We start from the raw sequence: 13,007 nt of genomic DNA, 5'->3' as shown, positions 1-13,007 counted from the left end.
AGCCTAGCACGCAGGGGAGGCCCTCGACAGCATGCCAGCCGCCATTACCGACAACGGTGCCGGGTCCCATGTGAGCCGGCGCAAGCGCCGCTCGACTCGCTGGTGGCTGGCAGGACTGCTAGTGGGGTGCCTGCTGCCGGCAGGCCTGGCCCAGGTTGAATCCCTGCGCCTTGTCGAGCGTGCCGCCCAGGTCAGTATCCTGGTGCCGGTGCTGCTGCGTGTGCGCTCCCGCCTGCGTGCTCGTCGTCGGGCCCTGGTGCGTTGGGTTCGGCGAGCTGCTCGCTGGGCGAGGATTAGGGCAAGGGCAGTCGGGCGTCCCGCCCTCGCATCCTGTCACCCGGTTGCCGCGCATGATGTCCTGACGCGTCGTGGTCCTCCATGCCTTTGATGGCGATACCCCTCGGAGAGGTCGTGGGCAGCTGTCCACGACGCGATGCCACACGCAGTTACTGGACCTTTCATGATCAACAATCTGTTACGCAAGGTGGTCGGCTCCAAGAACGACCGCGAAGTGAAGCGCATGAGCCACCAGGTGAAAGATGTCACCGGCCTGGAAACCGAGCTGGAGAGCCTCGACGAGGACGCTCTCAAGGCTCGTACCGGGACGCTGCGCGAGCGCCTGGAGGGCGGTGAATCCCTCGATGCCCTGCTGCCGGAGGCCTTTGCCACGGTGCGTGAGGCCAGCAAGCGCGTCATGGGCATGCGGCATTTCGATGTGCAGATGGTCGGCGGCATCACCCTGCACCGCGGCCGTATCGCCGAAATGAAGACCGGCGAGGGCAAGACGCTGGTGGCGACACTGGCGGTCTACCTCAATGCGCTCCCAGGCAAGGGAGTGCACGTGGTCACGGTCAACGACTATCTGGCACGCCGCGATGCGGAGTGGATGCGTCCGCTCTACGAATTTCTGGGACTCTCGGTGGGCGTGATCTTTGCCGGTCAGGCGCCGGAAGAGAAGCGCCACGCCTATGCCTGCGACATCACCTACGGCACCAACAACGAGTTCGGTTTCGACTACCTGCGCGACAACATGGCCTTCTCATTGGAGGAGAAAGTTCAGCGTGACCTGTGTTTCGCCATCGTCGACGAGGTCGACTCCATCCTGATCGACGAGGCAAGGACACCGCTGATCATTTCCGGGGCGGTGGACGAGAACACCGAGCTCTACCGGGTGGTCGATCGTCTGGCGTTGAACCTCGTGGTGTGCAGTGACGAGGAGGATCCGGAGAGCGGCGACTTCATCCTCGACGAGAAGCAGAAACAGGTGGAGGTCACCGAGGTCGGCCACCGCAAGATCGAGGAACTGATGCGTAGCGAGGGGCTGCTGGGCGAGGAGGATTCCCTCTATGCCGCCCAGAACCTCAACCTGCTGCAGCACATGCACTCGGCGCTGCGCGCTCGTCATCTCTATCATCGCGACGTGGACTACATTGTCAACGATGGCCAGGTGGTGATCGTCGATGAGCACACAGGTCGCAGCATGCCGGGGCGTCGCTGGTCGGAAGGTCTGCATCAGGCGGTGGAGGCGAAGGAGGGCGTGCCGGTGCAGCGCGAGAGCCAGACGCTGGCCTCGACCACCTTCCAGAACTACTTCCGCCTCTACGACAAGCTCTCCGGCATGACCGGCACGGCCGATACCGAGGCCTTCGAGTTCCGCCAGATCTACGGTCTCGATGTGGTGGTGATCCCCACCAATCGTCCGCTGATCCGCGAGGACCTCAACGATCTGGTCTACCTCACCGCCGAGGAAAAGTTCGAGGCGATCATCGAGGACGTCAAGGCCCAGACCGAGGCCGGGCGTCCGGTGCTGGTGGGTACCGCCTCCATCGAGACCAGCGAGTACCTGGCCGACCTGATGAAGCAGGGCAGCATGCAATTCAATGTGCTCAACGCCAAGCAGCATCAGAGCGAGGCGGAGATCATCGCCCAGGCCGGTCGTCCCGGGGCCGTCACCATCGCCACCAATATGGCCGGCCGTGGCACCGATATCGTGCTTGGCGGCAACTGGGAGGCAGAGGTTGCCAAGCTGGAGAGCCCTTCCGAAACCCAGGTCGAGAAGGTCAAGGCCGAGTGGCAGGCCCGCCACGAGGCGGTGCTCGAGGCCGGTGGCCTGCATGTGATCGGCTCCGAGCGCCACGAGTCTCGGCGCATCGACAACCAGTTGCGTGGTCGCGCCGGTCGCCAGGGCGATCCCGGGTCGACGCGTTTCTTCCTTTCCCTGGAAGACAATCTGATGCGCCTGTTCGGCTCTGATCGGGTGCAACGCATGATGAAGGCACTGGGGCTGGAGCACGGCGAGGCGATCGAGCATAAGATGGTCTCGAATGCCGTTGAGCGCGCGCAGAAGAAGGTCGAGGGCCGCAACTTCGACATTCGTAAGCAATTGCTCGAGTACGACGATGTGGCCAACGATCAGCGTCGTGTCATCTACGAGCAGCGCAATCAGATACTGGGTGCCGAGGATGTCTCGGACAGCGTTATGGGCATTCGTGAGGAGGTGCTGGATCTCGCCATCAGCGAGTTCGTGCCCCCGCAGAGCCTACCCGAGCAGTGGGACCTGGCCGGTCTCCAGGATCACCTGAAGAGCGAGTTCAACCTCGATGCTCCGGTGGTCGAATGGGCCGAGCAGGACGAGCGCTTCCACGAGGAGCAACTGCGCGAGCGGCTGCAGGCGATGCATCGCGAGGCCTACCAGGCCAAGGTGGCAGAGGCCGGCGAGGAGCTGATGCGCCGCTTCGAGAAGCAGGTGATGCTGCAGGTGCTCGACACCCGCTGGAAGGAGCACCTGCAGTCCATGGATCATCTGCGGCGCGGTATCCACCTGCGTGGCTATGCGCAGAAGAATCCCAAGCAGGAGTACAAGCGCGAGGCCTTCGAGCTGTTCCAGAACCTGTTGACCAACATCAAGGCCGACGTGACTCGCATCCTCAGCCATGTCCAGGTGCGTCGTCCCGAGGAGGTCGAGGCCCTGGAGCGCCAGCGCCGCGAGGCGCTGGAGCGAGAGAAGGCCGGCGCGGCGAGCCTTCATAACGAGCTGTCGGTGGCAGCCGGCGAACAGGATGATGCCCAGCCTTCCCCGGCCCCGGGTGCCGATGGTCGCCCGTTGCGTCGCGAAGGCCCCAAGGTCGGTCGCAACGATCCCTGCCCCTGCGGGTCGGGAAAGAAGTACAAGCAATGTTGCGGCAAGCTGAGCTGAGGCGACGGACCGGGGGTCACCCCCAGTCGGGACGGGAGACGAAACGATGGCAGTGGGCAAGACACATTTTCCGGAGATGCCGGTTATCGAGGGGCTGCGGCTGGGCACCGCCATGGCCGGGATCAAGAAGCCCGATCACCGGGACCTGGTGGTGATCGAGATTCCCGATGGGGCCAGGGTGTCGGGTACCTTCACTCGCAACGCCTTCTGCGCGGCGCCGGTGACGGTGGCCCGCGAGCACCTGGCCGCCTGCACGGCTCGCGGTGAAGGGGCGCGTTACCTGGTGATCAACACTGGCAACGCTAATGCCGGTACCGGCGCGACAGGCCTGCGGGACGCCCGTGCCACCTGTGCCGAGCTGGCACGGCTGGCAGGGGTGGGCGAGCAGAGCGTGCTGCCGTTCTCCACCGGAGTGATTGGTGAGCGGCTGCCCATGGAGCGCCTGCTGGCAGGTCTGCCTCCGGCCCTGCAGGCCCTCGACGACGGTGCCACCGCCTGGCGAGAGGCCGGCGAGGGCATCCTGACCACCGATACCCGGGCCAAGGGTGCCAGCGTGACCCTGGCGTTGGGTAACGAGACGGTGACCCTCAATGGCATCGTCAAGGGCTCGGGGATGATTCGTCCCGACATGGCTACCATGCTGGCCTTCGTGGCCACCGACGCAACCCTGGAGCCGGGACTGCTCGATCAGCTGCTGCGTGAGGCGGTGGATCGCTCCTTCAACTGCATTACCGTCGATAGCGATACCTCGACCAACGATGCCTGCATGCTGATCAGCACCGGTCGTGGGGCCGTGGTGGCCGATGAGACGGCTCTGACCATCTTCCGCAACGGCCTGCAGCGGGTGATGACGGAACTGGCCCAGGCGGTGATTCGCGACGGTGAAGGTGCGACCAAGTTCGTCACTCTGCAGGTCGATGAGGCACGCAGTCGTCGCGAGGCCCTGGACGTAGCCTTCACCGTGGCCCATTCACCGCTGGTCAAGACGGCCCTCTATGCCAGTGATGCCAACTGGGGCCGGATTCTGGCGGCGGTAGGGCGCGCACCTGTGGAGGAATTCGATGTGGACCGGATCACCATCGACCTTGGCGAGGTGCGCCTGGTCGAGCATGGCGGATGCGCCTCGGGGTATAGCGAGGCAGCAGGCAGTGCGGTGATGGCCCGCGAGGAAATCCTCATCCGCATCGCCCTGGGGCGCGGTGAGCAGTCCGCCACGGTGTGGACCTCGGACCTTTCCCACGACTATGTGACCATCAATGCCGACTATCGTAGCTGACCGGCGGTGACGGTCGGCAGCCAGACAGCAACCCTGCGCGGTGCCAAGGCCGCGTGGACCAGCGGGTAGGAGTCAATGAACGCAATGGTGAAGAGAAGGGTGCATGTGGCAGCGGCCGCCATCATCAGTGCCGATGGCCGCGAGGTGCTTCTTGCCCGTCGTCCCTCCAGCGTCGATCACGGAGGGCTCTGGGAGTTTCCCGGCGGCAAGCTGGCGCCTTACGAGACTGGCCTGGAAGCACTGAAACGCGAGCTTCACGAAGAGCTCGGCGTCGAAATCCGGCGTGCGCAGCCGCTGATTCGCATCCACCACGAATATTCCGACAAGCATATCCTGCTGGATGTGTGGCAGGTGCACGATTTCGCCGGCGAGCCGTTTGGTCGCGAAGGGCAGGCGGTGCGCTGGGTGCCCATGGCCGACTTGGTGAACTATCCTTTCCCGGCGGCGAACCTGCCGATCCTGCGTGCGGTCATGCTCCCCACCGAATACCTGATCACCGGTGAGGAGGCCAGCGAGGATCAGTTCATTGAGCGGCTGGTCCGTGCCCTCGACGAGGACGGGGTGCGTCTGGTCCAGCTGCGTGCCAAGTCGCTGGATGAGGCGGATTACCTGAAGCGCGCCGAGCAGGCCCAGGTGCTGTGCCATGAGCGGGGTGCCCGCCTGATGCTCAATGGCGAGCCGTCGCTGCTGGAGGTCGTGGCGGCTGACGGCATCCACCTGACCAGCGACCGGCTGATGAGCCTGGAGCGTCGTGCCTTGCCCGAAGGCAAGTGGCTCTCCGCCTCGACCCACGATCTTCAGCAGCTGGATCACGCGCGTCGTATCGGATGCGACTTCGTGACCCTCTCGCCGCTGCGCACCACCCCCTCCCACCCGGAGGTGGCGCCGATCGGCTGGCATGACTTCCAGCAACTGGTGGAGCGCGCCGGCATGCCGGTCTTCGCCCTGGGCGGCATGACACGATTCGATGCGCATCATGCCCGCGCCGTGGGCGCCCAGGGCATCGCCTCGATCCGCGATTTCTGGAAATAACCCCAGCTTAGAGCTGTAAGCTTTAAGCTGTAAGACACCCCCATCGGCCTAGGCTTGTGGGGGTGTCGTGTTTTCCAGGCTCAGGTCAGCCCGGCTTACGGCTTACGGCTTACGGCTTACGGCTTACGGCTTACGGCTTCGCGCGCAGCGCGGTCAGTCCCGATATCGTCGTGTGAGATCCCCATAGGCGTCGATCCGGCGGTCCCTCAGGTAGGGCCAGATGCGCCGGACGTCCTCGCTGCGTGCCATGTCCAGCGTCACCAGCATCCGTTCCGCCTCCTGGCCGGCATGGGCGAGCAACTCGCCCTGAGGGCCGCAGATGAAGCTCCCCCCCCAGAAGTCGATACCCGGCGTGGCGCCGGAAGGGTCAGGTTCGTGGCCAACCCGGTTCGCCACGATCACCGGCAGGCCATTGGCCACGCCGTGGCTGCGCTGGATCAGGGTCCAGGCATCCTTCTGGCGGTTCATCTCCTCCCTGTCGTCATGGGGATGCCAGCCGATAGCAGTGGGGTAGAGCAGCAGTTCCGCCCCGGCCAGGGCCATCAGTCGCGCCGCTTCCGGGTACCACTGGTCCCAGCACACCAGCACGCCGAGACGTCCCAGGGAGGTATCGATCGGCTGGAAGCCCTGGGCGCGGCCGTCGTCCTGGTCCCCGGGTGTAAAGTAGAACTTCTCGTAAAAGCCCGGGTCGTCGGGGATATGCATCTTGCGGTAGTGGCCCACGCGGCCGCGGTCACGGTCGTAGACCACGGCAGTATTGTGGTAGAGGCCGGGCGCGCGGCGTTCGAACAGCGAGCCCACCAGTACGATGTCGAGTTCCTTTGCCAGGGTCGCCAGCCATGTTCCGGTAGGCCCGTCGAGCGGCTCGGCCATGTCGAAGACCTCGGTGTCCTCGGTCTGGCAGAAGTAGTGGGTCGCATGCAGTTCCTGGAGCATGACCAGTTGGGCGCCGGCGGTGGCCAGCTCGCGAATGCCGGCTTCACTCTCGGCGAGGCTTCTGGCCTTGTCGGGCCAGGCGGGCTGCTGGACCAGGCCGACCTTCAGGTTGCGGGACATGATGAAGTCTCCTCGTATCAAATTACCCTCAGCTTTACTCAGGGCTGTCGCAACCGATCGGGGCTTTCTGGCGACAAGTCCCGGTGCGCCGGATCGTCGAGGAGGCGCTGTGAATACCTCCCTGTACGCTACCGACGCCATCCCTGGCGCAGGACCTCCTCTTCGACTTGTCCCCAGCGCCCCTGTGTTGTGGTTTTGAGACAGCCTTCATGCCTGATTGGCCAGGCTGCCCTGGGGCAGTTGCATGGTTAGGCAGTGCAGGCTGCCATGCTGGCGGATCACGCTCAGGCAGTCGATGGGGATGATGTCGCGGCCTGGAAAGGCCTCGCCCAGCGCAGCGAGGGCTCGGCTGTCCGCGGCATCGCCATAGGCCGGGACCAGTACGGCGCCATTGATGATCAGGAAGTTGGCGTAGGTCGCCGGGAGTCGGTGGCCGTCCTCCGGATCATGGCAGGCACGCGGCCAGGGCAGGGGGATCAGCCGGTAGGGCTCGCCATCGTTGCGGCGCAGGGCCCGCAGTTCGGCCTCCATGGCGCTCAGTGCCGGATAGTGAGGATCGGCCGGGTCGTCGCACCTGACATAGGCCAGCGTGGCCGGGTCGCAGAAACGCACCAGGGTATCCACATGGCTGTCGGTATCGTCGCCCTCCAGATGGCCGTTGGCCAGCCACAGCACTCGTGTGATCCCGAGATCCACCTTCAGGCGTGCCTCGAGGGCCGCCCTGTCCATATCGGGGTTGCGGTTGGAGTTGAGCAGGCAGGCCTCGGTGGTCAGCAGGGTTCCCTCGCCATCGGTGTCGATGGCCCCACCCTCGAGCACCAGGTCATGGGCGTCCATCGGGCAGGTGAAGGTGCCGCCATCGGTCAGGCGGTGCGTCAGGGTATTGTCGCGTTCGGCCTCGAACTTGCCGCCCCAGCCGTTGAAGACGTAGTCGAGCAGGACCGTCTCGCCGTCACGCTCCACGCCGATGGGGCCATGATCGCGGGCCCAGGTGTCGTCAGCGGGGGCGACTACCAGCCTCAGGCGGTCGACCTCTACGCCTAGGCAGGCGAAGCGTTGCGCCAGATGGCTACGGGTCGCGGCATTCGGCACGGCAATCAGCACGGCCTGGTAGCGGGCGATGGCAACCACCATGGCCTCCATCGTCGCCTCGATGCGTTCGAGTAGCGGGGCCCAGTCGCTTTCGGGGCTGGGCCAGGTGAGTTGCACGGCATCCTGGGGATGCCATTCGGGGAGTAGGCGATGGGCCATGGGCGGGTCTCGTGCAGGTCGTCGGGGGCGTGCCGGCGCAATGTAGGTCGTCGCTGGCAATGATGCAATGATCGCGCAAACGCGCGGCGCCGGCGATGCAGCAGATGCCAAAAAACCGTACCATGGGCGCCCGCCGACAAGGAATGTGCCCATGTTCGACCGTCTTCCCTTCCTGATCGGGCTGCGCTACGTGCGCGCCAAGCGTCGCAATCACTTCATCTCCTTTATCTCGCTGACGTCCATGCTGGGCCTCATGCTGGGTGTCGCGGTGCTGATCCTGGTGCTGTCGGTGATGAACGGCTTCGACCACGAGCTGCGAACCCGAATACTGGGCATGGTGCCCCACACCAAGATCGAAGCGCCGGGCGGGCTCACCGACTGGCAGCCGCTGGCCGAGCGGCTCATGGAGCGTGAGCGGGTGATAGGCGCCGCCCCCTATGTCGAGCAGCAGGGCATGTTCTCGGTGGGCGGGCGCAATGAGGGTGCCATGGTCATCGGCATCGAGCCCGAGTGGGAAGGTCGGGTGTCGATCATCGACGAGAACATGCGCCACGGGAGCCTGGACGACCTGGTGCCCGGTGAGTGGAACATCGTGCTTGGTTCGATCCTGGCGCAACGTCTGGGTGTCGGCGTGGGCGATCGGGCGACGCTGCTGGTGCCCGAGGCCTCTATTACACCGGCTGGCGTCTTCCCGCGGCTCAAGCGTTTCACCGTGAGCGGTATCTTCAGCGTCGGTGCGGATTTGGATGCTTCCCTGGCCTATGCCCACATCGATGACATGCAGACTCTGGCAAGGCTGGGTGATGCGGTCGGCGGCCTGCGCCTGGAGCTGGACGATCTCTTCGCCGCCGGCAGCGAGACCCGGGCGATCATCAATGAGCTGGGGGCCGGCTACCGGGGGCTCGACTGGACCTACTCGCATGGCAATCTCTTCCAGGCCATCCAGATGGAGAAGCGCATGATTGCCCTGCTGCTGACGGTGATCATTGCCGTGGCGGCCTTCAACATCGTCTCCACCCTGGTGATGGTGGTGACCGACAAGCGGGCCGATATCGCCATCCTGCGCACCATCGGCGCCACGCCACGCTCGATCATGGGGATCTTCATCGTACAGGGGCTGGCGATCGGCGTGATCGGCATCCTGGTGGGCGTGACCCTGGGTGTGCTGCTGGCCTGGACCGTGTCGGACCTCATCGGCTGGGTGGAGGGTGCCTTCGGTATCCAGTTCCTCGATGCCGGGGTCTACTTCATCAGCAACCTGCCATCCCGGCTGATCTGGAGCGATGTGGGCAACATCGTCTCCGCAGCCTTCGTGCTGACATTCCTCTCCACCCTGTATCCGGCCTGGCGCGCTGCCCGGGTACAACCTGCCGAGGTGCTGCGCTATGAGTGAGTCGGCCAAGACACCTGGAGCTGACACGCCTTCCCGAGCGGGACAGGTGATGCTCGAATGCCGTGACCTGACTCGCGTCTATCGCGAAGGGCCGCGGGACCTCACCGTGCTGGATGGCCTGACGATGCAGGTACTGGCCGGGGAGCGGGTGGCCGTGGTCGGCAGCTCCGGCTCCGGCAAGACGACGCTGCTCAACCTGCTGGGCGGGCTGGACCGTCCGAGCCACGGCGAGGTGCGCATCGCCGGCGAGTCACTGCTGGAGCTCAATGACACCGATCTGGGACGCTTCCGCAATCGTCGGATCGGCTTCGTCTACCAGTTTCACCATCTGCTGGCGGAGTTCACTGCTCTGGAGAATGCCGCTCTGCCGCTGATCGTGCGCGGCCAGCGCAAGCGGGTAGCCGAAGCGCGCGCCCGTCAGCTGCTGGCGCGGGTCGGTATGGCCGAGCGGGCCGACCACAAGCCGGGCGAGCTCTCGGGGGGCGAGCGTCAGCGCGTGGCCATCGCCCGGGCGCTGGTCACCGACCCCAGCCTGGTACTGATGGACGAGCCCACCGGGAACCTGGACCAGACCACGGCGGCGAGTATCCTGGCGCTGATGGACGAACTGGCGAGCAGCGCAGCCTGTGCCTTCGTGATCGTCACCCATGACCCCGCTCTTGCCGCCCATCAGGATCGCATTCTGCGTCTCGATGGCGGTCGACTGGTCGAACGGGCAGATGCCGACTGAATGCCCTTTCCTTCTACGGGCGCCGCTGCCGGCACTAAGACGTCGGTCGCCGAGTGGGTGACCTCAATCCTTCCTTGCAGCCGGCCGTTTTCGCCGGCGTCGGCGTGCCCGTGCCCTCCAGCTGCGAGAGACTTGCCAGCGCCACACCAGACGGATCACCAGGTTGGCCAGCGCCGCGATTCCTATGGCCGCGACCAGGGATCCCAGAGCGAGAGTCGGCAGGATGTCCAACAGCTGTTCGGCTATCCAGCGAGTGGAGATCCGGTCCGGGGTCTGTCTGATCGGCACGTCCAGTAGCCAGGCGCCAAGACGGTAATTGCCGTAGAAGATCAGGGGCATCGTCAGGGGATTGGTGATCCACACCAGGCCGATGGAGAGCGGCAGGTTGCAGCGAACAAGCCAGGCCCCGAAGGCGGCCACCAGCATCTGGAAGGGAATCGGCAGCAGGGCGCTGAACAGCCCCACTGAAAAGGCATTGGCCACGCTACGACGTGTCAGAACCCATAGCATGGGATTGCCGATCAGGTGGCTGACGAAACGCAGGGAGCGCCGTCGCCTTAGGACCTCGGGGCGGGGCAGATAGCGCTGGAGCAGTCGGCGCGGCATTGACGATGGGCTCGCGGCTTCGAAACCCGAGCTATTATCCATAGAAGTCGCGTGTCTCGCCATGATGCCCCTCAACGTGATCGTGCTGTGGGGCTGGCGGGCTGCCATGCTTGCCGTTCAGGGACGACGCTATGCAACTGGGCCTTGCCATCCCCCTGGCACTCGCCGTGCTGGCCGGCGTGTTTGGGGGCCATCTTGCCGTGCCGGGGGCCATCGAGGCTCTTGCGCTCGCTCTGCTGGCCGTGCTGGCCGGGCGTCGTCCGCGTCTCGCGATGGGTCTTGCGGTGGCGGCCCTGGTGGCCTTCCAGCTGCTGATGGTGCGGGCCGGGGAGCTTGCGCCCGGGCTGACCCGACAGGACCTGCGGCTGGAGGGGCGTCTTGTCTCTGTGGCAAGCGACGAGAGGCTGTCGCGGTTGATACTGGAGGTCACCGGGTGTCGCCCCTTGTCAGACACACTGCCCGACTGCCACGACCTCAAGCGGGTTCGGCTTTCCTTCTTCGCGGCCCCGGCCTTGATGCCCGGTGAGCGCTGGCGGCTGACGGTTCGTCTGCGTCCGCCATCGGGCTTCGCCAACCCTGGTACCTTCGACTATCGTGGCTGGTTGTGGCGGGAGGGTATTCAGGCCAACGGCTATGTTCGCCGCGACCCGCCCCCTCACCGTCTTGCCCCTGCCCCTCTTTCCCTGCGCCGTCTGGCACTGACGCATCTCGATGAGCAGGAACTGGCAGAACACCATCGGCGCTGGCTGGCGGCTCTGACCCTGGGGGCCAGCGAGCGACTGGAGCGACGCGACTGGGACCTGCTCAATGCCACTGGCACTACCCACCTGATGGTGATCTCCGGGCTGCATGTGGGGCTGGTGGCCGCCTTCTCGCTATGGCTGGCTCGAGGGCTGGCGCGTCTGATCACCCCGAGGGTCTGGCGCCTGGCGGTCTGGCCCTGGTGGTTGGCGGGGGTGTCGGCGGTGGGATATGCCGGCCTGGCCGGTCTGGAGCCCCCTGCACTGCGCGCCATGATCATGACCCTGGTGGGTCTGTGGGTGGCCAGCGGGCGTCATGCCCCCGGGCCATGGCAGGCGTGGTGGCTGGCTCTGGCGCTGGTGCTGTTGGCCGACCCCTTGTCGGCCTGGCGGCCCGGCCTCTGGCTGTCGTTCGCCGCCGTGGCGCTGCTGATCCTGATCTGGCAGGGCAGGGCGCGTCCCCAAGGGGTAAGCGGCTGGCTCTGGGCCCTGGTCCGCTCCCAACTGCTGTTGGCACCACTGATGGCCGCGGCGGTGCTGTTGGCCTTCGACCGCCTGGCCCCGGCGGCCCCGCTGGTCAATCTGGTCGCCGTCCCCCTGGTCAGCAGTCTGCTGGTGCCGCTGGGGCTGCTCGGCTGGTTAACCGCCTGGCTGCCGCCGCTTTCGGCATTGTGCTGGGCCCTGTTCGGTCTGCTTGTCGACGGGTTGGCATGGCTGCTGGGCCTGGCTGCTATATGGCTGCCCCTCTGGCTGCCGGACCCGTCGCAGGTGGTGCCGCTGGGGCTGGCGCTGGGCCTGGCTGCCCTGCTATGGGCGTTGCCCGGCCTGGTCACGAGCCTGCGATTAGCCGGCACGGTGCTGTTGTTGATGGTGCCGCTGAGTGTCTCCTTCTCGTCGTCTCCGGTGCCTGCCGAGGGGCTGCTGCGGGTCCGGGTCCACGATGTGGGGCAGGGGCAGTTGGTCGAGCTGCGCACAGCCCGCTATCGCGCGCTCTATGACACCGGACCACGCTTCGCTTCCGGCTTCATGCCACTCGGGTCACTGTGGCCACCGGGACAGCGCTTCGACGACGTTATCGTCAGCCATGGTGACCAGGATCATGCTGGCGGACTGCCGGCCCTGCTCGAGCAGCACCGGGTGACGCGCTTCCTGGCACCACCCGGCGAGGCTCTCGACGTGCTGGCCGAGGCCTGCACGGCAGGACGGTCGTGGCGACGCGACGGCGTTAGCTTCCGCATTCTCTGGCCACCGGACGAGACCAGTGAGCTCTCGTCCAATGATCGCTCCTGTGTGCTGCTGGCGAGTGTTGGAGAGCATCACCTGTTGATCACCGGGGATGTGGGGCGTGATGTCGAGCGACGCTTGCTGGGCATGCTTCCTCCGAGGATGACGCTGCTGGTGGCCGGGCACCATGGTAGTGCCACCAGTTCCGGCCTGCCGCTGGTGCGGCGCCTGGCACCGCGGCATGTAGTCTTCAGTGCGGCGCGTGAAAATCCCTTCGGCCACCCGGCAGGCCGTGTCGTGCGCCGATTCCGCGACGTCGGGAGTTGTTTGTGGAGTACCGCCCGAGATGGAGCCGTGACCCTGTGGCTCGGCGAGGTTGGCGATCGAGGTGTTGTTGCCGAGCGGCCGGTCGCTTGGCGGCATGGCGGTGTCGAAGCTGGCTGCCTTGCGTTAGAATCTCCTCACTGACTTCCGGCCTCCGGGCCGTCCATCTCGAGGGGGAA

10 protein-coding genes are annotated in these 13,007 nt (G+C 65.6%); 7 read left to right on the top strand and 3 right to left on the bottom strand.

All coding sequences use genetic code 11. From position 1 onward, the window contains the following. The first annotated feature begins 31 nt into the window (after positions 1-31). The 4 genes from U5L98_RS12150 (at position 32) to U5L98_RS12135 (ending at position 5,504) form a co-directional block, all read left to right on the top strand. On the top strand, positions 32-388 hold the full coding sequence (locus tag U5L98_RS12150) for a hypothetical protein (RefSeq protein ID WP_322558550.1): 357 nt from the start codon (positions 32-34) through the stop codon (positions 386-388). A 72-nt stretch (positions 389-460) separates the two neighbouring features. After that, the gene (secA, locus tag U5L98_RS12145; protein WP_322558549.1) at positions 461-3,196 is read left to right on the top strand and encodes a preprotein translocase subunit SecA; all 2,736 of its coding nucleotides are present in this window, start codon (positions 461-463) and stop codon (positions 3,194-3,196) included. Between the two features lie 46 nt (positions 3,197-3,242). Then, positions 3,243-4,472, top strand: coding sequence for a bifunctional glutamate N-acetyltransferase/amino-acid acetyltransferase ArgJ (gene argJ / locus U5L98_RS12140; RefSeq protein ID WP_322558548.1), 1,230 nt, complete (start codon positions 3,243-3,245; stop codon positions 4,470-4,472). Positions 4,473-4,556: 84 nt separating this feature from the next. Next, complete coding sequence (locus U5L98_RS12135) at positions 4,557-5,504, top strand: Nudix family hydrolase (protein WP_322558547.1); 948 nt, start codon at positions 4,557-4,559, stop codon at positions 5,502-5,504. Positions 5,505-5,657: 153 nt separating this feature from the next. On the opposite strand, the gene U5L98_RS12130 is transcribed toward U5L98_RS12135, so the two are convergent. Both U5L98_RS12130 and U5L98_RS12125 read right to left on the bottom strand, forming a co-directional pair. Beyond that, positions 5,658-6,560: a carbon-nitrogen hydrolase gene (locus tag U5L98_RS12130; RefSeq protein WP_322558546.1), complete on the bottom strand. Its 903-nt coding sequence runs from the start codon at positions 6,558-6,560 to the stop codon at positions 5,658-5,660. A 207-nt stretch (positions 6,561-6,767) separates the two neighbouring features. Continuing rightward, entirely contained in the window at positions 6,768-7,811 is a 1,044-nt protein-coding gene (locus tag U5L98_RS12125; RefSeq protein WP_322558545.1) for an agmatine deiminase family protein, read from the bottom strand. A gap of 151 nt (positions 7,812-7,962) precedes the next feature. On the opposite strand from U5L98_RS12125, the gene U5L98_RS12120 reads away from it, so the two are divergent. Both U5L98_RS12120 and U5L98_RS12115 read left to right on the top strand, forming a co-directional pair. After that, the gene (locus U5L98_RS12120) at positions 7,963-9,204 is read left to right on the top strand and encodes a lipoprotein-releasing ABC transporter permease subunit (RefSeq protein ID WP_322558544.1); all 1,242 of its coding nucleotides are present in this window, start codon (positions 7,963-7,965) and stop codon (positions 9,202-9,204) included. Beyond that, entirely contained in the window at positions 9,197-9,934 is a 738-nt protein-coding gene (locus U5L98_RS12115; RefSeq protein ID WP_322558543.1) for an ABC transporter ATP-binding protein, read from the top strand. Before U5L98_RS12120 ends, U5L98_RS12115 begins: the two co-directional genes overlap by 8 nt. A gap of 63 nt (positions 9,935-9,997) precedes the next feature. Here the strand turns inward: U5L98_RS12115 and U5L98_RS12110 are convergent, their stop codons facing one another. Then, positions 9,998-10,540, bottom strand: a complete 543-nt coding sequence (locus U5L98_RS12110) for a DUF2062 domain-containing protein (protein ID WP_322558542.1) — start codon at positions 10,538-10,540, stop codon at positions 9,998-10,000. 131 nt (positions 10,541-10,671) lie between these two features. On the opposite strand from U5L98_RS12110, the gene U5L98_RS12105 reads away from it, so the two are divergent. Next, complete coding sequence (locus tag U5L98_RS12105; RefSeq protein ID WP_322558541.1) at positions 10,672-12,972, top strand: DNA internalization-related competence protein ComEC/Rec2; 2,301 nt, start codon at positions 10,672-10,674, stop codon at positions 12,970-12,972. Positions 12,973-13,007 lie beyond the last annotated feature (35 nt).

The sequence above is a fragment of the Halomonas sp. genome (assembly GCF_034520545.1).
Classification (GTDB): Bacteria; Pseudomonadota; Gammaproteobacteria; order Pseudomonadales; family Halomonadaceae; genus Halomonas.
This window is presented reverse-complemented; position numbering and strand designations above follow the sequence as displayed.